Origin of the sequence: Marinicauda sp. Alg238-R41, from assembly GCF_947331485.1 — a bacterium.
Classification (GTDB): domain Bacteria; phylum Pseudomonadota; class Alphaproteobacteria; order Caulobacterales; family Maricaulaceae; genus Marinicauda; species Marinicauda pacifica.
In genome coordinates, this window is record NZ_CAMZOJ010000001.1 from 1,095,850 (window position 1) to 1,114,741 (window position 18,892).

The window sequence follows — 18,892 nt, forward strand, 5'->3', positions numbered from 1 at the left end:
CGTCCTTTCTGCACAGGCAGACAGGGTAGGCCGCGCCCGGCAGAGCGCGCAATGTCCGTTTCAAACCGGGAAGGTCAGAGCCGGAGAGCGCCTACTACTACGACTACTACCACTACTGCTGACCTGGGGTGCCGGCCGGGGTGGGGGCTTGCGCGGAGGCAACCAGCACCGGCTCGCGGCTGATCGGCTCACTGGCGAGCGGAGCCGCATCGCGCATGGCCAGAATCCGGTCCCGCTCGGCGCGGAAGAGCTCAAGCTCGGCGTTTTCGAGGCGGCGTCCGGTCGGAAGATCCAGGCTCATCGGGTTCATCGGCTGGCCGTTGAGGTGGACCTCGTAGTGAAGGTGCGGACCGGTAGACCGGCCGGTGGTGCCGACATAGGCCACGATCTGCCCCTGCGTGACCCGGCTGCCGGCGCGAATGCCGCTGGCGAAGCCGTTCAGGTGCGCGTAGGCGGTCTTGTACCCGTTCGCATGACGGATCCGCAGGTAATTGCCAAACGAGCCGAACCGGTTGGCGCGCTCCACGATGCCATTACCCGCGGCCATGATCGGCGTGCCCGTCGGCGCGGCGAAGTCTGTCCCGTTGTGCGGGCGGCTGGTCTGCAGGATCGGGTGGAAGCGCCGGCCAAAATGCGAGGACAGGCGCGCCCCGTTGATCGGCGTCATCATCAGCAGCCGCTGAGCGCTCTCGCCCTCAGCGGTGTAGTAGCCCACATCGCCCTCCGGCGTGGTGAAGCGGAAATATTCAAGCGGATCGCCGCGGCCATCGAAAGCGATATAGGCGATGTCGCCGGTCCGGGCCGTTTCGCCCTGTGAATCGACAAACCGCTCGAAGACGATATCGAACGTGTCGCCTTCCTGCACGGTCCGGAAATCGACTGCGAAGCCCAGCACGTTGGCAAGATCGTAGATGACCCGGTCGGTCGCACCCTGGTCGAGCGCTGCCTGATACAGGCTTGTCTCGATCGAGCCGCTGGCGCGGACCATCTGGCTGTCGAATTCGACGACTGCTTCGCGAGCACGAAACTCGTCGTCGGCAACCCGGCTGACGGTCAGCGTGCGCTCCAGGTCAGGGCGGAAAGACAGACCCGCGAACTCGCGGGTCTGACCGGCCGGCCCGGCCACGGAATCGAAGTAGAGCGTCATCTCTTGTCCGGCGCGCAGCTGCCGCGCCGGGAAATGATCTTCCAGCGCGTAGATGGCGCGGTTGGCCAGAGACCTGTCCGCACCGGCATTGCTGAGCACGCTGGCAAATGTGTCACCCGGGCGCACTTCCACACGGCGGCTTACCACCTCAGGGGCTGAAAACGCCTCGAAGGCTGCGTGTTCGGCGGCCACAAGGGCGGTGGAGTCCAGGAATGAGGCGTCCCGGGCCGCGACATCTGCGCCCGCTCGCGCCGCTTCAAGCGAAAATTCCGGGGCTGCGGCCTCGGCCTCTGTGCCGGTGTCGCCGCGTTGGACCACCAGGGCGGAAACCAGCGCTACGCCGATCGCCAGAGTGGAAAAAAACGTTAGGGCACGGGAGCGCTGGGCGTCTGCCAGGCGGACGTCGAAACCAGACATGGGTATGGCTATTCCCTCAATCATTGCGCCGCACTACCGGCGATCGTGCTCATGCCCCCCACAGGCAAGAAACAGGCCGCTGCCATTCCCCCATTACACAGCAAGCCTGAAGTTCCTATATCAGAACAAGCGCTTGCTTGCAGCCGTCCGTATCTCTTCACGCTGCAATCGGCCTTTTATGGCCGGGCCGCGTTAACGAGACATGAACCCTACCGCGACGGCCGGGCTCTTGAAAAGCGGTATTTGGACAGGAGGCTATGATGAAGATTGCTCTGCTGATCGTGGTGCTGATGAGCATCCTCATCGCGTCGGTCTGGTTTGCCATCCAGTCCTTTACACAGATCGACGCCACCATGTCTGTGCATGGTTGGATCGCGCTGATACTGGGCGTGATCCTGAGCCTTCTCATCGGCGGGGGGCTGATGGCGCTGGTCTTCTTTTCCAGCCGGCGCGGCTATGATGATATGGATAACGATGTGTAGCCAGGGGCGGCGCACGTTAACCTTCTCGCCATAAAGAATCAGATATCGCTCCTGTCATGAGCCAGACATCCCCCATCTCCGCCTCCGATCTCGCTGCCCTGCTTGCAGCGCGCCTTTGCCACGACCTGGTCTCGCCGATCAGTGCGCTGGGCGCGGCGCTGAGCGTTCTCGACGATGAACGCGCCGAAGACATGCGAGACGACGCAATCGAGTTGCTGAGGACCGGTGCCAATCAGGCCCGGGCCAAGCTGGAATTCTGCCGCCTGGCGTTCGGAGCCGGCGGATCGAAGCCGGCCGTGATCGACATGAGCGAAATCCGGCGCCTGGCCGACGAAATGTTCAAGGATTCCCGGCCCGATCTGGTCTGGAAGACCGAGGCGACAGGTCTTGAGAAGCCCGCTGCGCGCGTGCTCATGAACCTGATCTGGCTGGCGGTCGATGCGCTTCCGCGTGGCGGCACTGTCACGATCGAAGCCGTGGCGGGCGAGGGCGGAGCCCGACTCTCGCTGGTTTCCGAAGGCAAGAAGGTTCGTCTGGAAGATGCCTACATCAAGGCGATGGCAGGAGATAGGCCGGAGGACGGTTTCGACGGTCGCTCGGTGCAGCCCTATTATACCGGCCTGATCGCACGCGAGCACGGCGGACGGGCCGATGTGAGGGTGGAAGAAGAGCGCGCTGTCCTGTCTGCACTCATCGCGCCTATGTCTGACGCAGCTACCTGAAACCAAGCTGTATTTCGCTCAGTTCTTGTCGAACGATTGATTAACACTGGCGTGCCAATTTGTCCCGAGCGGGTGAAACTCTGTAACCGGGAACTGGGACGTCATGGACGAACTAATTGGCGAATTTCTGGGCGAGACTTCTGAAAGCCTCGATGTCATCGACAACGAGCTTGTGAAGTTCGAAGCCGATCCGACCGATCGCGCAACACTCGACAATATTTTCCGTCTGGTTCACACGATCAAAGGAACTTGCGGGTTTCTGGGGCTGGAGCGCCTTGAGGCGATCGCCCATGCCGGAGAAACTCTCCTCGGTAAATTCCGGGACGGGTCGCTGGTCGCCGACTCTACTGCCGTGACGCTTGTCCTGCAGTCGCTCGACCGTATCAAGGACATCCTCGGTACGCTGGGCGAGACGGGAAGCGAAGGCGAGGGTGACGACAGCGATCTGATCAGCCGCCTTGAAGCCATGGCGATGGGCCAGGCGCCTGCTGCTGTTGCACCGGTTGCCGAAACCGCTCCGGCTGAAGCCGAAGCGTCTCCCGTTTCCGAAACGCTCGACGAACTTGAAGCCGCCTTCCTGGCTGCTCCGGGTCCGGACGAGGACGCACCGACCGCTGTCGGCGAGGACGAAGAAGACGTCGGCTTCGATGAGGCCCTCGGCCGCGCGCTGCGCCCCGGGGAAGTGTCTCTCGCCGATCTTGAAGCCGCATTCCAGTCCACCCCTGGTCCCGAGTTTGACGAGGGCGAGGATGAGGATGAAGACGAAGCTGCCATGGAGGCGGTGTCCGCACCGACCGCCGTCGCCGCAGAGTCGGCAAAGCCGGCCGCAGCCACCAAGCCTGCGCCAGCTGCCGCGAAGGCCGAGAGCCATGCCGCGCGTCCTGTTTCGACAATCCGTGTCAATGTGGACGTCCTCGACAGCCTGATGACAACGGTCTCCGAGCTTGTTCTGGCTCGGAACCAGCTCAACCAGATCGTCCGCGAAAACGAAGATTCTGCGCTCAAGACCCCGCTCCAGCGCCTGACCTCGGTCACGGCCGAGCTGCAAGACGACGTCATGAAGACGCGCATGCAGCCGGTGGGCGATGCCTGGCGCAAACTCCCGCGCATCGTGCGCGACGTTCAGCAGGACCTGGGCAAGAAGATCGACCTCGTCATGGAGGGCGAGGAGACTGAACTCGACCGCCAGGTGCTCGAGCTTATCAAGGATCCGCTCACGCACATGGTTCGCAACTCGGCGGACCACGGCGTCGAGATGCCCGAAAAGCGTAAGGCCGCCGGAAAGCGCGAGACCGGTACAATTCGACTGTCCGCCTATCATGAAGGCGGCGCGATCATCATCAAGATTGCCGACGATGGCGCCGGTCTGGATCCAGAGAAGATCAAAGCCAAGGTCCTTGAAAAAGGACTGGCGAGCGAATCCGAGCTCGCCTCCATGAGCGAGCAGCAGGTCCAGCGCTTTATCTTTGCCGCCGGCTTCTCGACCGCGGCTCAGGTCACCAACCTGTCTGGCCGGGGTGTCGGCATGGACGTGGTGCGTACCAATATCGAGCAGATCGGCGGTACCGTCGATCTGAGCTCCGAGTTGGGCAAGGGCACGACTTTCTCGATCAAGATCCCTCTCACGCTGGCCATCGTTTCGGCGCTGATCGTGACCACCGGCGATGCGCGCTTTGCCGTGCCGCAACTGGCTGTACGCGAGCTGGTTCGCGTGGGCCCTGGCTCCGACCACAAAGTGGAGACGATGAACGGCGCGCGAATGATCCGTCTGCGCGATCGCCTTCTGCCCGTGGTCGGGCTTCAAGATGTCCTCGGCACGAGCGGGAAGATCGAAGGGGACGCCTCGATCGGCGGTTATGTTGTCATCATCGAAGCGGCAGGGCGCAAGATCGGCCTGGTTGTCGCCGATGTGCTCGATACCGAAGAGATCGTGGTCAAACCGTTGTCCGGACCGCTTCGCGGTATCTCCATCTATTCGGGTGCGACTCTGCTTGGAGACGGTTCGGTCATCATGATCCTCGACCCGAATGGCGTGGCGCAGGAAATCGCACACGGCGAGGCCGAGGCCGCCCAGGATATCGAACAGGCCGATCGCAGCAGCCACCCTGCTCATCAGCGCCTTCTGCTGGTGCGCGCGGTCGGCAAGGAAGCCAAGGCCGTGCCTGTGAGCTTGATTACGCGCCTCGAAGAATTTGCCGCGGACGACATCGAAGTCGCCGACGGGCGCCACGTGGTTCAATACCGCGGCCGCTTGCTGCCCATCGTTCATGTCGGCGGCGAGCACGCGATCAAGACCGAGGGCCGCCAACCTGTGCTGGTCTTCTCCGAAGACGGCAAGTCAGCCGGCGTCGCGGTGGATGAGATCCTGGACGTGATCGAGGAGACGCTGGATCTGCAGATGGGTTCGGAGCGTCCGGGCATCATCGGCTCCGCGATCCTCAAGGGCGAAGCGACCGAAGTGCTCGATATCGCCTGGCACATGGAGCAGGCATGGGCCGGCACACCGCAGCGGCGGCCCAATGACCGCCGCGCCGTGCTTCTGGTTGAGGCCGATGCCTTCAGCCGCCGCATGATGGCGCCGCTTCTGGCGGCAGCCGGTTATGACGTGACGGTTGCCAGCGGAATGCGCGAAGCTCGTGAAGCAGCTCAGATGGGCGCGGACTATGCCGCGCTGGTCGGCGATCCGGGCGCCCTCAAGACACTTGCCGACGAAGGCTACTGGGCCGATGTGCCGCGCCTTGGCGTGAGTGACGATTACGGCATGGGGGGCGCCTTCGAGGGCCTGTCTGCCATGACTCGCCGTGGCGATCGCGGCGGCCTGATTGCAGCGCTTGACCGGACCGCGTCTCGTGAAGACGTGGCAGCCTGAGGGAGACGAAAATGAGCGTTGAATCCAGTTTCGAATACGTGACCGTCCGCATCGGTGAGCAACGCTTCGGCGTTCCGGTCACCGAGATCCGCGAAGTCTTCTCTCCCCATGGTGTCACTTCGGTCCCGAGGGCGCCGGAAGAAATCGCGGGGCTTCTCAATTTGCGCGGACGCATTGTGACCGCGATCGATGCGCGCCGCCGCCTCGGCCTGCCGCCGCGCCCCGAAGGTGCAAACTGCATGGCGCTGGGCATGGAACATGGAACCGAGCTGTTCGGTATTCTGGTCGACGAGGTGGGCGAGGTTGTCCGTCTCGACGCCGACACGCTCGAAGTGGTTCCCGCGCACCTGGACTCGCGCTGGCGCGCCGTTCTGACCGGGGTGCACCGGCTGGACAACGAGCTTCTGGCCGCGCTCGACATGAAGAAGCTGATTGCCGCGGGCAACGCCGCGCTTGCCGCCTGATCGGAGCAGACACATGAAGACCTGTCTTGTCGTTGACGATAGCCGCGTGATCCGCAAGGTCGCTCGCAAGATCGTTGAGAGCCTAGGCTTTGCCTGCGAAGAGGCCGGCGATGGTCAGGAAGCACTGGACCAGTGCCGCAAACATATGCCCGACGCGATTCTGCTCGACTGGAACATGCCGGTGATGAACGGACTCGAGTTCCTTGTTGCGCTGCGCGCCGAGGAAAACGGCAAGAAACCCGTCGTGATCTTCTGTACGACCGAAAACGACATGTCCAACATCACCCAGGCGCTGCGCGCCGGTGCCGATGAATACGTCATGAAGCCGTTCGATGGCGAAATCATCGAATCCAAATTCGCCGAAGTCGGCCTCGTCTAGAGCAAGGAAGAGTCAGTGAGTCTGTCTCCCGCACCCACAATGACCGGGCGTGCCGGCCGGCGGCCGAGAGTGCTCGTTGTCGACGATTCCGCGGTTGTGCGCGGTCTCGTCGCGCGCTGGGTCGAGGCGGACGACCGCCTGGACCTTGCCGGGACCTGCGCCGATGGCGAACAGGGTGTGCGCAAGGCAGGTGAACTGCAGCCCGATCTCGTCGTTCTCGATGTCGAGATGCCGCGCATGGACGGTCTCACCGCTCTGCCGCTGATCCTGAAAGCCGCTCCGCGCGCACGGGTCATCATGGCTTCCACGCTGACCCTGAAGGGCGGCGAGGTGACGATGCGTGCGCTCTCTCTGGGTGCTGCCGACTATGCACCCAAACCCGAAGCGGGCCGCGTTGCCGGCGCGGAAGGCTATCGCGTCGAATTGCTCCAGAAGCTGGTGGCCCTCGCCGGTATCCAGGGTTCTGGTCCGGCGCGCGAAATTGCAGCGGCGGTTCGCCCTGCGCCGCGGCCTTTCACCGTTTCAAACAAGGTCGAATTGCTGCTGATCGGCTCCTCCACCGGTGGGCCTCAGGCCCTGCGCGAGGTCGCCAGCGCGCTGCCGCGAGATACCCGTCAGCCGGTCGTCATCGTCCAGCACATGCCGAAGCTCTTCACGGCCATCCTGGCCGAGCACCTGTCCAAGGTCGGACTGCCCGCCAGCGAGGCCATCGATGGCGAGGTGCTCAAGGCCGGGCACGTCTATATTGCTCCGGGTGATAATCATCTCACATTGCGCGGCGCGCCGGGCGCATTCACGGCGCATCTCGATCAGAGCGCGCCCGTCAATTTCTGCCGCCCTGCGGTCGATCCGATGTTTTCGAGTGCGGCGGCGATTGCCGGGCGCAACTGCCTTGCCGTCGTGCTGACCGGCATGGGCCACGACGGACGCGAGGGCGTCCGGAAAATCCGTGAGGCCGGAGGCCGGATCATCGCGCAGGACCAGGCGACTAGCGTCGTCTGGGGCATGCCGGGGGCGGTGGCCGAGGCCGGTCTCGCCGACCAGATTCTTCCCTTGTCGGACATTGGACCGACGATCGCGCGTCACCTTAAGGGGCAGATGTAATGCTGACCGAGTCCAAGTTTCGTTTCCTGTCTGAAGATGTAAAAAAGCGGTCCGGCCTCATGCTGGGACCGGAGAAGGGCTATCTGGTTGAAAGCCGTCTCTCACCGCTCGCGCGGACCGAAGGCTTTGCCTCGGTCGAGGCTCTGGTCGACCAGATGATGCGCGGCGATGCGGCGCTGTCGGCGCGCGCGGCCGAGGCCCTGGCGACGCACGAGACGTTCTTCTTCCGCGATCGCACCCCGTTTGACGTGTTCGCCGAAACCATCGCGCCCGTGCTCAAGACGGTGCTGCACGGACGCAAGGCGAAGATCTGGTGTGCGGCCTGCTCGAGCGGCCAGGAGCCTTACTCCCTCGCGATGTTGCTGGAAGAGATGCCGGGTCTGGACGCGGACATTGTCGCGACCGATCTGTGCAACTCGGTTCTGGAAAAGGCCCGCGCCGGACTCTATAGCCAGTTCGAGGTCCAGCGTGGCCTGGCCATCCAGCGGCTGGTCAAGCATTTCGAGCAAACCGGTGACACCTGGCGCATCAGCCCGCGCCTGCGTCAGATGGTGCGCTTCGAGGTCGGTAATTTGCTCGAAGACTTCGGCAAGTATGGCAAGCAGGACGTGATCTTCTGCCGCAACGTACTGATCTATTTCGACATCGAGGCCAAGGCCAAGATCCTGGACCGGCTGGCCAATCAGCTCCAGCCGCATGGCTACCTCATCCTCGGCGCCGCGGAGACGGTCGTGGGTCTGACCGAGGCGCTCAAGCCGGTGCCCGGCCAGCGCGGCCTCTATGCGCGTCCCGAGGCTCTGGAGAAGATCAAGGCCGCGTGAGAATTCACCCGGCCTGACGGCCTAGTCACCTCCTACTACCACGACTATCACGGCGCTTCTTCGGGGGCGTTGCAAGCGATCCATCCTGAGAAAGAGCGGCGGCGAGTATAGCCGCGCGTGAGGGTGGGGAGGATAAGGCGCAGGCCGGTTCACGACTTTCAAGGATGGGCGCGCGTCGACGGTGGATGATGCCCCAACACAAAGAAAAACCCCGGATGCCTTTGGCATCCGGGGTTTTTCTTGCGGGTTCTGGAGAGAGGTTCAGGCCGCGCCGGCGGCCTTTTCCTCGTGCGGGTTGCGCAGCACGTAGCCACGGCCCCAGACGGTTTCGATGTAGTGCTCGCCACCGGTGGCGGACGCGAGCTTCTTGCGGAGCTTGCAGATGAAGACGTCGATGATCTTCAGCTCCGGCTCGTCCATGCCGCCATAGAGGTGGTTGAGGAACATTTCCTTGGTGAGCGTCGTCCCCTTGCGCAGGGAGAGCAGCTCGAGCATCTGGTATTCCTTGCCGGTCAGGTGAACGCGGTGGCCGTTCACTTCAACGGTCTTGGCATCCAGATTCACGGCGATGTCGCCGGTCTTGATGATCGACTGGGAATGGCCCTTGGAGCGACGCACGATCGCATGGATGCGCGCAATCATCTCTTCCTTGTGGAAGGGCTTGGTCATGTAGTCGTCGGCGCCGCAGCCCAGGCCGCGCACCTTGTTGTCGATATCCGCATTGCCCGTGAGGATGAGGATCGGGGTATCGACCTTGGCCACGCGAAGCGTTTTCAGGACGTCGAACCCGGGCATATCGGGAAGATTGAGATCAAGGCAGATGATGTCGTAATCATAGAGCTTGCCCAGATCGACCCCTTCTTCGCCGAGATCGGTCGTGTAGACGTTAAAGCCCTCCGACTTGAGCATCAGTTCGATGCCTTGAGCCGTCGCGCGATCGTCTTCGATCAAGAGAACCCGCATTTGTTCAAATCTCCGACTTCGCCTGGCCCGAGCTTCCCGTTCGAACCGGCTCCATGGTTAACATGCCTGCCACTGTGTGGCGACAATCCCTTAAAGAAGGTTAACGGAATTGACGCGAGCACTAGAATCGAGTCTGCAGCTGCACGCAAGAATCAGGCGTGCGCGAAGGTGTGGAAGAGCGCCAAACGCAGAGTCGTTTCAGACTCTTGAATCCTTTGGATTTCTCCGGGCGGGCCGTTGGCGGAGTGAAGCGGGGATGCTTTTTCGCCTCTGGATAGGCGCACTGCAATCAACCCATTAGAATCGCCGCAGAATTAACCTTGGTGGACCAGAATTGCCCCATTGGATGAATATATTTATTCATTCTGGGCAGAAAAGAGGCCGCGCCGGCGTCCGGCGCGGCCTTATCCGATTTCACGGTTTTATCTATTCGGCGGCTTCCAGCAGGGCCGGGCCGAGCGCGGCCAGCAACTGGCCCCATTTTTCGCTGCGACCAGGCTTGCGACCGTCATAGAGGATGCGGTCCTCGTAGCCGGTGATCCACAGCGCTTCCGGATTGCGGCGGGCGATAATCAGATCGCTCTGGCGATCGCCGTGCGGGGTCCGATGGAGGCGGAAGATCACGAGACCGTCGGCGAGCGCTTCGCCGAGTTCCCCGCCGATCGCGCGCAGCCGCTCATCACCTTCGATGACGGAGACCAGCTCGGTCTTGCCTGCTTCGGTGGAGAGGGCAAAGCGCGAGCGCTCGATTCCCGAAAGGTTGTGCTGGCTGTCGGCGTGGATCTTCCAAGCCTTCTCCACCGGCACGGCAAAGGCGCGGTGCCCCTCGATCTCGCGGCACTGGAAGAAATAGTGATTATTGACCCCCAGACGCTTCAACTCCTGCTGCATGAGACGCAGCGCATCCGGATCGTCGTTCACGCTATCGATGATCGGTGTCTGGTTTTCCAGCGTGATGAACGGGCGGGAACGCATTCTGGAGAGCGCGGATTCCACGACCGGGTTGCGCAGCGGGCGGGAATGTTCGTCGCGCACATATTCGCCGGCCTCGTTCAGCCGCAGAAATTCATCCGGGTGCGTGAAATGGACCATGAAGGCCAGCATCACTTCGGGATGCAGTTCATTGAAGAGGTCCAGCATCTCGAAGAAGTTATCATCGAACCGTTCTGGGAAGAACGCCATCTCCTTGGTGCCGATGCGGATGATGTCGAGCCCCGCGTCCGCCAGCCCGTTGAGATAGTCGAACAGGTTACGGTTGGAGAGCACCATCGGATCGCCGCCGGACAGGAGCGCTTCGCGAATGCGCGGCTTCTCGGTCACCTCACCGGACGCCACCCTTGCGTTGTGAGACCTGATGTACTCGGTGATCTCGTGGATCGACGCGGTATCCTTGCCCGTCTTGCCGGTCAGGAAGTCGGACCGGTAGCAATACCGGCACCAGCTGGAACAGGCGCGCACGACATAGAGCAGCACGAGCTCGTATTTGTGCAACAGGCCCGGCGTCGGAGAATATTTGAGCTGGTTGGACGGATCGGCCTCGCCGGACAGATCGTCCATTTCCTCAGGCCGCGCCTTGATGAGATTCTTCACCGCTTCGGAGCGTTTGGCGAGATTGAGGTAATAGCCGGTCGCCCGCGGCGGCAGGCGGTCGGACACACCGGCCGCTTCCAACTCATTTAGTTCCTGTTCGGAATAAATTTCGGCGCCACCTTCCGCGATATAGGTGCGGTAGCGCGCCAGATCGTGAACGATGTAGCGGTTGAACTTCGTCTCTTCGATGCGCGCGTACACATTGTCCTTGTGCTGGCGCGACGCGGCTTTTTTCTTCGGCCGGGATCCGGCAATGCGCACGGGTTGGGAATCGAGCGGCATGGATTCTCCTCGTCGTCGAACGGTTCGGCGGCGGCGGTTACGCCTGCAGTGATCTGGACAGAAGGGCGCGAAGTGCGCTGTCGGTGCGCGGTGCCGAGCAAGGCCGGGCAAGGGTGGACGTGAATGCGTCCGGCCGGTCTCACCCCCCTTCCTGTGTGAGCGCGGAAAATAGACATTTTCTCCGCGAAGGAAACAGCCGGAATGTTTTTTGCCGGAGCTGCGCCATACGCAGCTTCCGGTCGCCGCGTTTACGCGACTGAAACTGTAATCGGCGTATTCATGAGGTCTCCCGCGCAGAATCGCGCGCAGACTGACGGAAGAGCGCCGTGGACACGCTGATCGACCGCATCTCGGCTATCGAGACGCGCACCTTCAAGGGGCGGGTTTCTGCCGTGAACGGCCTTCTGGTCGAGGCCAAGGGCCCCGAGGCTGCGCTGACGCTTGGCGCCAGGGCCACTATCCGTCATGGCGATTCAGAACAGACCTGCGAGGTGGTCGGCTTCCGTGGCGAAACCGCTCTCATGATGAGCTTCGGCAATCTGAATGGTATCCGGGCCGGGGCCGAAGCACGTCTCGACCCCGAACCGGCAACCGTGCGTCCTCATGCCAGCTGGCTCGGCCGCGTCATGGACGGCGCGGCGCGTCCGGTCGATGGCGGCGGCCCGCTTGCTGAGGGCGAAGCGCCGTACCCGCTGCGCGGCGAACCGCCCTGTGCCCATTCGCGCGCCCGGCTCGGCGACCGCCTGGATCTCGGCGTGCGCGCGCTGAACATTTTTGCACCGATGCGAAAGGGGCAGCGCCTTGGCATCTTCGCCGGCTCCGGTGTCGGCAAGTCGGTCCTGATGAGCATGCTGGCCAAAGGCTCGAGCGCAGACGTGATCGTGATCGGCCTGATCGGCGAACGCGGGCGGGAAGCGCGCGAGTTCGTCGAGGATACGCTCGGTCCCGATGGCCGTGCCAAGGCGGTCGTGGTTACCGAGACCTCCGACAGTCCGGCACTGGCCCGGCGCCAGGCTGCCTACCTGACGATGAGCGTCGCCGAGTATTTTCGCGATCAGGGTCTGAACGTTCTCTGCCTTATGGACTCCGTCACCCGCTTCGCCCTGGCCCAGCGCGAGATCGGTCTCGCCGCGGGCGAGCCGCCCACGACACGCGGTTACACGCCCTCGGTCTTTGCCGAATTGCCGCGCCTGCTTGAGCGCGCGGGGCCGGGGCCTGAAGGGTCCGGCACGATCACGGCGCTTTTTACCGTCCTGGTGGACGGGGACGACCATAACGAACCGATTGCCGACGCCGTTCGCGGTATTCTGGATGGTCACGTGGTGATGAGCCGCGCGATCGCGGAACGCGGACGCTTCCCGGCCATTGATGTTCTCAAATCGATTTCGCGGACTGCGCCGGAGGTTTATGCGCCCGAAGAGGTGCCTCTGGCCCGGCAGGCCCGAAAGGTCCTGGCTGCCTATGCCGACATGGAAGAACTCATCCGGCTGGGTGCCTACACGTCAGGATCAAACCCGGAGGTGGACCGGGCAATAGCGGTCAACGAACCGCTCGAGATCCTTCTGGCACAGGGAAAAGACGAGGCCGCCTCGATCGAGGAGAGCTTCGCGGCCCTGGCCAGCATATTGGTGGATGGAAAGGGATAAGTTATGGCGACCCGCTCACACGCACCTCTGATCCGGCTGGCCCGGTTCAAGGTGGAAGAGCTGCAAAAGCAGATGGCGGAGATCGATCGGGCGCGCGCCGCGCTCCAGGATCAGATCGACCGTCTGGAAGAAAGCGTGCCCGAAGAGCAGGCCATCGCGACGGAGAGCCGGGAAGGCTATGTCGCCTATGGCAGCTATGCCCGCTCGGTCATCAAGCGCAAGGAAAACCTGCGTGCCTCCCAGGAGGAGGTCGATGCCCAGGCCGGCGAGTTGCGGGGGCGGCTCGAAACCGCCTTCGCCGAGCTGAAGAAATACGAGTTGCTCGAAGAGCGGCGTCTCGCTCGAATTGAAGAATCGGTGCGTGCAGAGGAGCAGTCCGAAATGGACGAAATCGCCGCTCGCATCCGATCTGGCGCCCACTGAAAACGCCTGTCTGCGCAGGCTGAATTTAAAGCTTCACGCGCCCTGGCTTGATTTTACAACCTCCGCGCCGCATTCTTCTTCCTTGATGGGGGCTTAGGCGGGGTAGGGGATGACTCGCGCACGTACAGTTCAGCTGGGACTGGCAGCGACGATCGCGCTGGGCGCGGTCTATGCGTCGTTTGTTCCGGGCAGCGCGGCCGATATGACTCAATGGTCGGTCGCAGATTCGGTCCGGCGCGGGCTTGGCGGGGCCGAGAGCGTGCCTTTGGGACTGCGCACCCGGGCCGTGATCGACGAAGTGATGCCGTCCGGCCGCTCCCTGACGAGTGATCGTAACCGCTTTACCCAAACCACGCCGGAAAGCCGCGGTGCCCGGATTGAGACCTCTGCTGCCGAGCTGACGGTGCGGCCGAGGCTCAAACCGCCAGCGGGCGACGGACGGCGGCTGGGCGTGCAGATCACGGCTGCGCCGCAAAACGGCACGGGGCAACGCTGGTGGATTGTCGCCGGCGCGGAAAGCGAGACCTATGTCGTTTCGCCCGATACCGGCTTTCGCGATCTGAATCTGTCTCAAGTTGGCGGTCAGGCTGCGATCGGCGATGCCCATATCGGCGTCGCGTTCGAGGTCGGCCACGATGCCTATGCCAGCCTGGGTTATGTCCAGCAGCGCCGCCGGTTCGACCTGGGCGCGCAAGGCTGGGAAGAGGAAGACCATTTCCTCGGCGCAGGCTTCCGCGCTCGCTGGTAACCCCCCGGCACGCTCCCGCGCGCCGGGGGCCTTCAACACATTACCAGGCGCCCGTCCAGGTGAGGTCGACGCGAAGGCTGCGGCCGGCTTCCGCGACGCCAGCAAAGACGCGCTCGTATTCCTCGTCGAACACGTTCTCCACCCCGACATCGAGCCGGACACGGCGATCGGCCAGCGGCTGCCAGCTACCGCGCACGTCCAGCACGGCATAGCCGTCGCGATGGGCCGCGGGATCGCTGGTCTTGTCGAACTCGTCGGCAAACACCACACGAGCTCCCAGATCGAGGCGTTGCGCATCGAAGCGCCACAGAGCGTCGAGATAACCGCCGGTCGGCTGCAGAGCGCCCAGCGGCTCGCCGGTGGCATTGTCCTCGCCATCCACATCGTAGAGCGCGCCGGTCAGGCGCAGCGGGCCGTTATCGTAACGGGCCATGATTTCAAAGCCCTTCAGCGTCGCATCGGCCACGTTGTCCGACACGGTCGTGCCCGCCGAGCAGGGCGCGAAAGGCGGCGCGAAGCAGGTCGGGTTGAAGGCAAAGTTGACCGACAGATTGATCAGGTCCTGCGCCTCGGTCTGGTACCAGGCGCCCTTGACCTCGAAATGGTCGTTCGCGGTGAACAGTCCCGTGCGCTGCCACCCCGCGCCGATCTCGATCGTCTCTGTCTCCTCAGGCTGAAGGGATGGATTGGCGATGAAGCGGTTGGTGATGAAGTTGGGGGCGCCCAGGATCGGGTGCGGCAGGGAGAAATGGGTCCCGTTCAGGTAGAGCTCGTTGAGCGAGGGCGCCCGGAAGGCCTCGCTCCAGCTGGCAAACAGGTTGAACTCCTCGGTCAGACGCCAGGTGGCCGCGACGCGCGGAGAAAGCGCTTCATCCTGACTGGCGTCGCTGAGCGGGCTGTCGCTTTCGAACCGGTCCCAGCGCACGCCGGGCACCAGGATGAGTTCGCCGAGCGGACCGGTGTCGACGCGTGTCTCCAGCTGCGCATAGACGCCATAGAAGGTGGTCGAGCCATCGGGCGCGCCACCGCGCACGCCTGACGGATCGGCGGAGTCAAACCCGTCCTGCTCGTCCTCATACCACTCCGCCCCGGTTACCAGCGCGGTCTCCTGCGGGCCGAGATCGAACACGGCGCGGTTTTCCACGCGCAGGCCCGTAGTGGTCAGATCGCGTTGCAGGGAGCGGTCGATCAGCGGGTCGAACTCATCGACCGCGCCGATATTGTGATAGGCGGTCAGGTCCAGATCGACGAGTCGCGAGGCCGGGTCGATGCCCAACGTGGCCTGCAGGCTGTCGCTCTCGACCGACTTGTCGACGAGCGGGTTGAGGCTGTCGACCCCGGCATCGCCCTGTCCGTTATTGGGCTCCAGCACATCGTTGCGAAAGCCGATCCAGCTGGCGTTGAGGGAGACCGCCTGGCTCAACTCGATGCGGGCGCTGGCAAAGCCGGCGAAGATCTCCTCCTCGGCCGGCAGGGTGTCGCCCGAGCCCAGTTCGATGTCGCCGGACTGGCGAACCGAGAGGCCGGCTACAGCGGAAATCCGGTCCGAGCGTCCGGCAAGCGCGGCGGCGCCGCGCGTCTCCTCGTTGGCGCTGCGATAGCCGGCTGACACGCGCGCGGCAAGGCGCTCGTCATCGCTCATCAGATCGTCTGCGTTGAGTGTTTCGAACGACACCACGCCGCCGGCCGCGCCCGATCCGTAGAGCGAGGAGGCGCCGCCGCGCACCGTCTCGACGCGGCCCAGCAGGGCGGGATCGAGGAAGAGCGCGCCATCGTGAGCGGACGAGAAGTTCTGGCGCGCGCCGTTGACGAGCAGGGCGATATTCTCCCGGCTGAGGCCGCGCAGGGTAAGGGTCTGGCCAGTCCGGCGCGGGCCGCCAGAGACTTCGAGGCCCGGCACATCTTCAAGCAGATCGGCGAGATCGTACGGCCGCTCAGCCTCCAGATCGTCGAGGGTGATGACGCTGACCACGCCGGGATAGTCGAAGCTGGACAGGGTGGTGCGTGTCGCCTTGACGACGATGACGTCCTCGGACGCGCCCTCTTGGGGCGACGCGGCAGACGCGGACTGGGCCAAGGCCGGCGAGGCCGCCAGGGCGATCAGGCTGGCACCGGCGAGCAGAATCCCCAGGCGGGCAGGTGCAGACAAATGGGACATGAGCTTTGCGACTCCTCTTGCAAATCGTTCTTAATTGCGGCACTGATGCCTGTATCGAAATGCGATTGCAAGTAGGAATCGTTTGCAAGATGATCGCGATGCGCGGTCGGCCCGCAGACGCCGGGCCGGACGCGCCGCTTTGGGGTAGCAGAGACAGGACACGAGAGATGACACGAGGGTTTGTACGAGCAGGCTTGAGCGCCCTGGCGCTGGCCGCGTTGAGCGCGTGCGCGAGCACGTCGGGCACGGCGGAGCAAGGCTCATCTCAGGCGCAGCAGGCGCGACCGGAGCAGCATTTCGAGGCCGACCGGGAGGCCATACTGGCCATGGCCGGAGAATACGAGGTGACGTTCGATTTCACCGAGTTTCTGCCGATCGCGCCGGGTTACGAGCTGGCCGACCCGAAAATCACGCCGGCACGCGAAGTGGTCTATGTGATTGAGGACACAGGCGAGTTCATCTCGCTCCAGCACCTCCTTCTGGCCCGCACCGAAGACGCCTCCTTCGTGATCAAGCACTGGCGCCAGGACTGGCAGTACGAGCCGGACCGCATGCTGGCCTATCAGGGCTTTAACCGTTGGAATGTCGAGGAAATCTCCCCCGGCGAGGCGCGCGGCGCGTGGTCGCAGACCGTCTACCAGGTCGATGACAGCCCGCGCTATGCCGGCCTCGGCCAGTGGGAGCATGCCCGCCACGCCTCCACCTGGGAGCCGCCGGTCAGCTGGCGCCCGCTGCCGCGCCGGGATGCGACGACTCGCGACGATTATGACGTCATCGCGGCGGTCAACCGCCATACCGTGACCGAATGGGGCTGGAGCCACGGCCAGGACAATTCCAAGCTGGTGCTGCGCGAGGACGAACCCTTTGAACTCGTTCGCGAACACGGCATCAACACCTATCGCCGCGCCGACCTGGAGGGCGACGAGGATGCCGCCGCCTATTGGGAAAACACGCGCGACTACTGGACGCGGGTTCGCGACGCCTGGGACACGATCATCGCAAATTCTGAGACTATCTCCGTGCAGGACGACGCGGAAGGCACGCTACTTTACGGCCCGCTGCTGTCAGCGGCGCAAAACGTCCATTTCGACCTGACCTCCACCGAGGAGGCGTGGGCCGAAGCGGTCTCTCTCATGGAGGCGCGCATCACCGCCGACGGCGATGCGGTCGACATCGACTGAGGGGGGCACGCTGGCGGGACCGGTTCACTCACCCAGTCCCGCCGGCGTGGTGTTTCCTTGCGGCGGGGATTATCTTTTCCCGTAGCGTCGGCGCAGACCGAACAGGAAGGCGATGAGCGCGAAGAAGAGGAAGGGCCGCAGCGCCGCGGCCAGGCCGTGATCGTCGAGCCGCGCCATGGCCAGCCCGGCCGCGAAATTCATCGGCACGTCACCGGCCGAGAGGAACAGCCCGGCGAAACGAAAGGCGAGATCGGCGCCGTAGGCGATCAGGGCAATGGCGGTCAGCTGGCTCCAGCGCGTCATCACGAGCGCGCCGACAATGGACGCCATCAGCAACACCATCCAGTCCATGAAGGTGAAGCCGGCAAGAAACCGGTCGGCCAGTTCGACAAGCATTGCGTCCCCCCAAATCCCCGTAGCGCGCAAATTTGAGGAGTTGGGCCGACCGGTCAAGCAAAAGCGGACCCGAAGGCGGGGGTGAGGTGGTTGAACCGGAGAAAACCGGCGTGTGTCCCCGATTTTCCTGTGCGGGCCTTCGCTTCGCTCGCCCGGAATGACGAAGGGTTGGTTCTTAGAAAAACTCCAGCGTTCGTCATCCCCGGCTTGACCGGGGACCCAGGGGGCGTGAAGCGCCGCCATCCGATGACGATACCCTGTCCTCTCTGGGTTCCGGCTCTCGCTGCGCTCGGCCGGAATGACCAATGTTTGAGATATTTCAAAACCGATAAGAAATTCTCTTTCCCAGCGGCAGCTGGGATCCAGGGAGCGTCGCGCGCCGTCATTTGTGAGGACACTCTGGTTTCTCCTGGGTCCTGACTTTCGTCAGGAAAGAGAAGCAGTCCAGTTCGCGCGAGGCCCCGGCGCTTCCTTCGGTCGGCCGGGGGTGCACTCCATTATGGTCTCTGGAATCCCGGGGCGCCGCAGTCTGCCGCTGGCCACCACCCGGTGCAGCGAGGAGCGACTATCTTGCCGCGTCCGAAGGATGGTTGATCCCGTCCACCCAGGCGACGGGCTCAAGCGCGGCGGGCTCCGCCCCCTCGATTGCGTAGAGGTTCACGCCGTATTCGTTCGGGTTCGAGCGGCGGCGGTGGAACATGTAGATCCCGCACACCGAGCAGAAATGGTGCCGGGCGGTGTGCGTGCCGAACTGGTAGAGCGTCAGCGCGTCCTCGCCCCGCACGATCTCGACCCCGTCCAGCGGTGCCGAGACGGCCGGCGCCCCGCGCCGGCGGCAGAAGGAGCAATCGCAGCGGCGCGCGGTGGCGAACCCGTCGCTAAGCGTCACGCGCAGCTCGACGGCGCCGCAATGGCAGGTGGCTTTCACGGGATCGGTCATTCTCGGCGACGCTCTCGGGCTGGAATGGGGGCGGACAGCTGTTGCTTCTGACTCTTCGCGCGCCTGCGAGTGGCCAGCCGCGCCGGGCAGGGCTCAGACTAGGCTCGCGTCTGTCGACAGGGAAGCGCGCTCAAGGCTAGCGTGCTACAGCCAGATCTTT

General features: G+C 63.7%; 17 protein-coding genes. 11 read left to right on the top strand and 6 right to left on the bottom strand.

Annotation, left to right across the window (positions count from 1 at the left end):
- Window positions 1-112: 112 nt before the first annotated feature.
- Entirely contained in the window at window positions 113-1,564 is a 1,452-nt protein-coding gene (locus PGP17_RS05100) for a M23 family metallopeptidase (protein ID WP_270374492.1), read from the bottom strand.
- 257 nt (window positions 1,565-1,821) lie between these two features.
- On the opposite strand from PGP17_RS05100, the gene PGP17_RS05105 reads away from it, so the two are divergent.
- The 7 genes from PGP17_RS05105 (at window position 1,822) to PGP17_RS05135 (ending at window position 8,405) form a co-directional block, all read left to right on the top strand.
- The gene (locus PGP17_RS05105; RefSeq protein ID WP_135945142.1) at window positions 1,822-2,046 is read left to right on the top strand and encodes a hypothetical protein; all 225 of its coding nucleotides are present in this window, start codon (window positions 1,822-1,824) and stop codon (window positions 2,044-2,046) included.
- Between the two features lie 56 nt (window positions 2,047-2,102).
- Window positions 2,103-2,768, top strand: coding sequence for a histidine phosphotransferase ChpT (gene chpT, locus PGP17_RS05110; protein WP_270374493.1), 666 nt, complete (start codon window positions 2,103-2,105; stop codon window positions 2,766-2,768).
- A 103-nt stretch (window positions 2,769-2,871) separates the two neighbouring features.
- On the top strand, window positions 2,872-5,637 hold the full coding sequence (locus PGP17_RS05115) for a chemotaxis protein CheA (RefSeq protein WP_270374494.1): 2,766 nt from the start codon (window positions 2,872-2,874) through the stop codon (window positions 5,635-5,637).
- An 11-nt stretch (window positions 5,638-5,648) separates the two neighbouring features.
- Window positions 5,649-6,101: a chemotaxis protein CheW gene (locus PGP17_RS05120; RefSeq protein WP_135945139.1), complete on the top strand. Its 453-nt coding sequence runs from the start codon at window positions 5,649-5,651 to the stop codon at window positions 6,099-6,101.
- Window positions 6,102-6,114: 13 nt separating this feature from the next.
- On the top strand, window positions 6,115-6,480 hold the full coding sequence (locus PGP17_RS05125) for a response regulator (protein ID WP_135945138.1): 366 nt from the start codon (window positions 6,115-6,117) through the stop codon (window positions 6,478-6,480).
- A 39-nt stretch (window positions 6,481-6,519) separates the two neighbouring features.
- Window positions 6,520-7,584: a protein-glutamate methylesterase/protein-glutamine glutaminase gene (locus tag PGP17_RS05130; protein WP_135945687.1), complete on the top strand. Its 1,065-nt coding sequence runs from the start codon at window positions 6,520-6,522 to the stop codon at window positions 7,582-7,584.
- Window positions 7,584-8,405, top strand: a complete 822-nt coding sequence (locus PGP17_RS05135; RefSeq protein ID WP_135945137.1) for a CheR family methyltransferase — start codon at window positions 7,584-7,586, stop codon at window positions 8,403-8,405. Before PGP17_RS05130 ends, PGP17_RS05135 begins: the two co-directional genes overlap by 1 nt.
- 261 nt (window positions 8,406-8,666) lie before the next feature.
- Here PGP17_RS05135 and ctrA read toward each other — a convergent pair whose 3' ends face one another.
- Together ctrA and PGP17_RS05145 are read right to left on the bottom strand one after the other, a co-directional pair.
- A complete protein-coding gene (ctrA, locus tag PGP17_RS05140) occupies window positions 8,667-9,368 on the bottom strand; it encodes a response regulator transcription factor CtrA (RefSeq protein WP_135945136.1) in 702 nt (233 codons plus the stop codon).
- Between the two features lie 426 nt (window positions 9,369-9,794).
- Window positions 9,795-11,240 carry a KamA family radical SAM protein gene (locus tag PGP17_RS05145; RefSeq protein WP_270374495.1) on the bottom strand — a complete coding sequence of 482 codons (1,446 nt, stop codon included), beginning with the start codon at window positions 11,238-11,240 and terminating at the stop codon, window positions 9,795-9,797.
- A gap of 326 nt (window positions 11,241-11,566) precedes the next feature.
- On the opposite strand from PGP17_RS05145, the gene fliI reads away from it, so the two are divergent.
- The 3 genes from fliI (at window position 11,567) to PGP17_RS05160 (ending at window position 14,057) form a co-directional block, all read left to right on the top strand.
- Window positions 11,567-12,886 (top strand): flagellar protein export ATPase FliI, encoded by a 1,320-nt coding sequence (fliI, locus tag PGP17_RS05150; RefSeq protein WP_270374496.1) that lies wholly within the window; start codon window positions 11,567-11,569, stop codon window positions 12,884-12,886.
- A 3-nt stretch (window positions 12,887-12,889) separates the two neighbouring features.
- Complete coding sequence (locus tag PGP17_RS05155) at window positions 12,890-13,309, top strand: flagellar FliJ family protein (protein WP_135945133.1); 420 nt, start codon at window positions 12,890-12,892, stop codon at window positions 13,307-13,309.
- A gap of 109 nt (window positions 13,310-13,418) precedes the next feature.
- Window positions 13,419-14,057 (top strand): hypothetical protein, encoded by a 639-nt coding sequence (locus PGP17_RS05160; protein ID WP_270374497.1) that lies wholly within the window; start codon window positions 13,419-13,421, stop codon window positions 14,055-14,057.
- 40 nt (window positions 14,058-14,097) lie between these two features.
- Here PGP17_RS05160 and PGP17_RS05165 read toward each other — a convergent pair whose 3' ends face one another.
- The gene (locus PGP17_RS05165; RefSeq protein ID WP_270374498.1) at window positions 14,098-16,215 is read right to left on the bottom strand and encodes a TonB-dependent receptor domain-containing protein; all 2,118 of its coding nucleotides are present in this window, start codon (window positions 16,213-16,215) and stop codon (window positions 14,098-14,100) included.
- 194 nt (window positions 16,216-16,409) lie between these two features.
- Here PGP17_RS05165 and PGP17_RS05170 point away from each other — a divergent pair, with 194 nt between their 5' ends.
- Window positions 16,410-17,396 (top strand): DUF6607 family protein, encoded by a 987-nt coding sequence (locus PGP17_RS05170; RefSeq protein ID WP_270374499.1) that lies wholly within the window; start codon window positions 16,410-16,412, stop codon window positions 17,394-17,396.
- 69 nt (window positions 17,397-17,465) lie between these two features.
- On the opposite strand, the gene PGP17_RS05175 is transcribed toward PGP17_RS05170, so the two are convergent.
- Window positions 17,466-17,792, bottom strand: coding sequence for a hypothetical protein (locus PGP17_RS05175; RefSeq protein ID WP_270374500.1), 327 nt, complete (start codon window positions 17,790-17,792; stop codon window positions 17,466-17,468).
- A 565-nt stretch (window positions 17,793-18,357) separates the two neighbouring features.
- Entirely contained in the window at window positions 18,358-18,732 is a 375-nt protein-coding gene (locus PGP17_RS05180) for a GFA family protein (protein WP_135945129.1), read from the bottom strand.
- Between the last annotated feature and the right edge of the window lie 160 nt (window positions 18,733-18,892).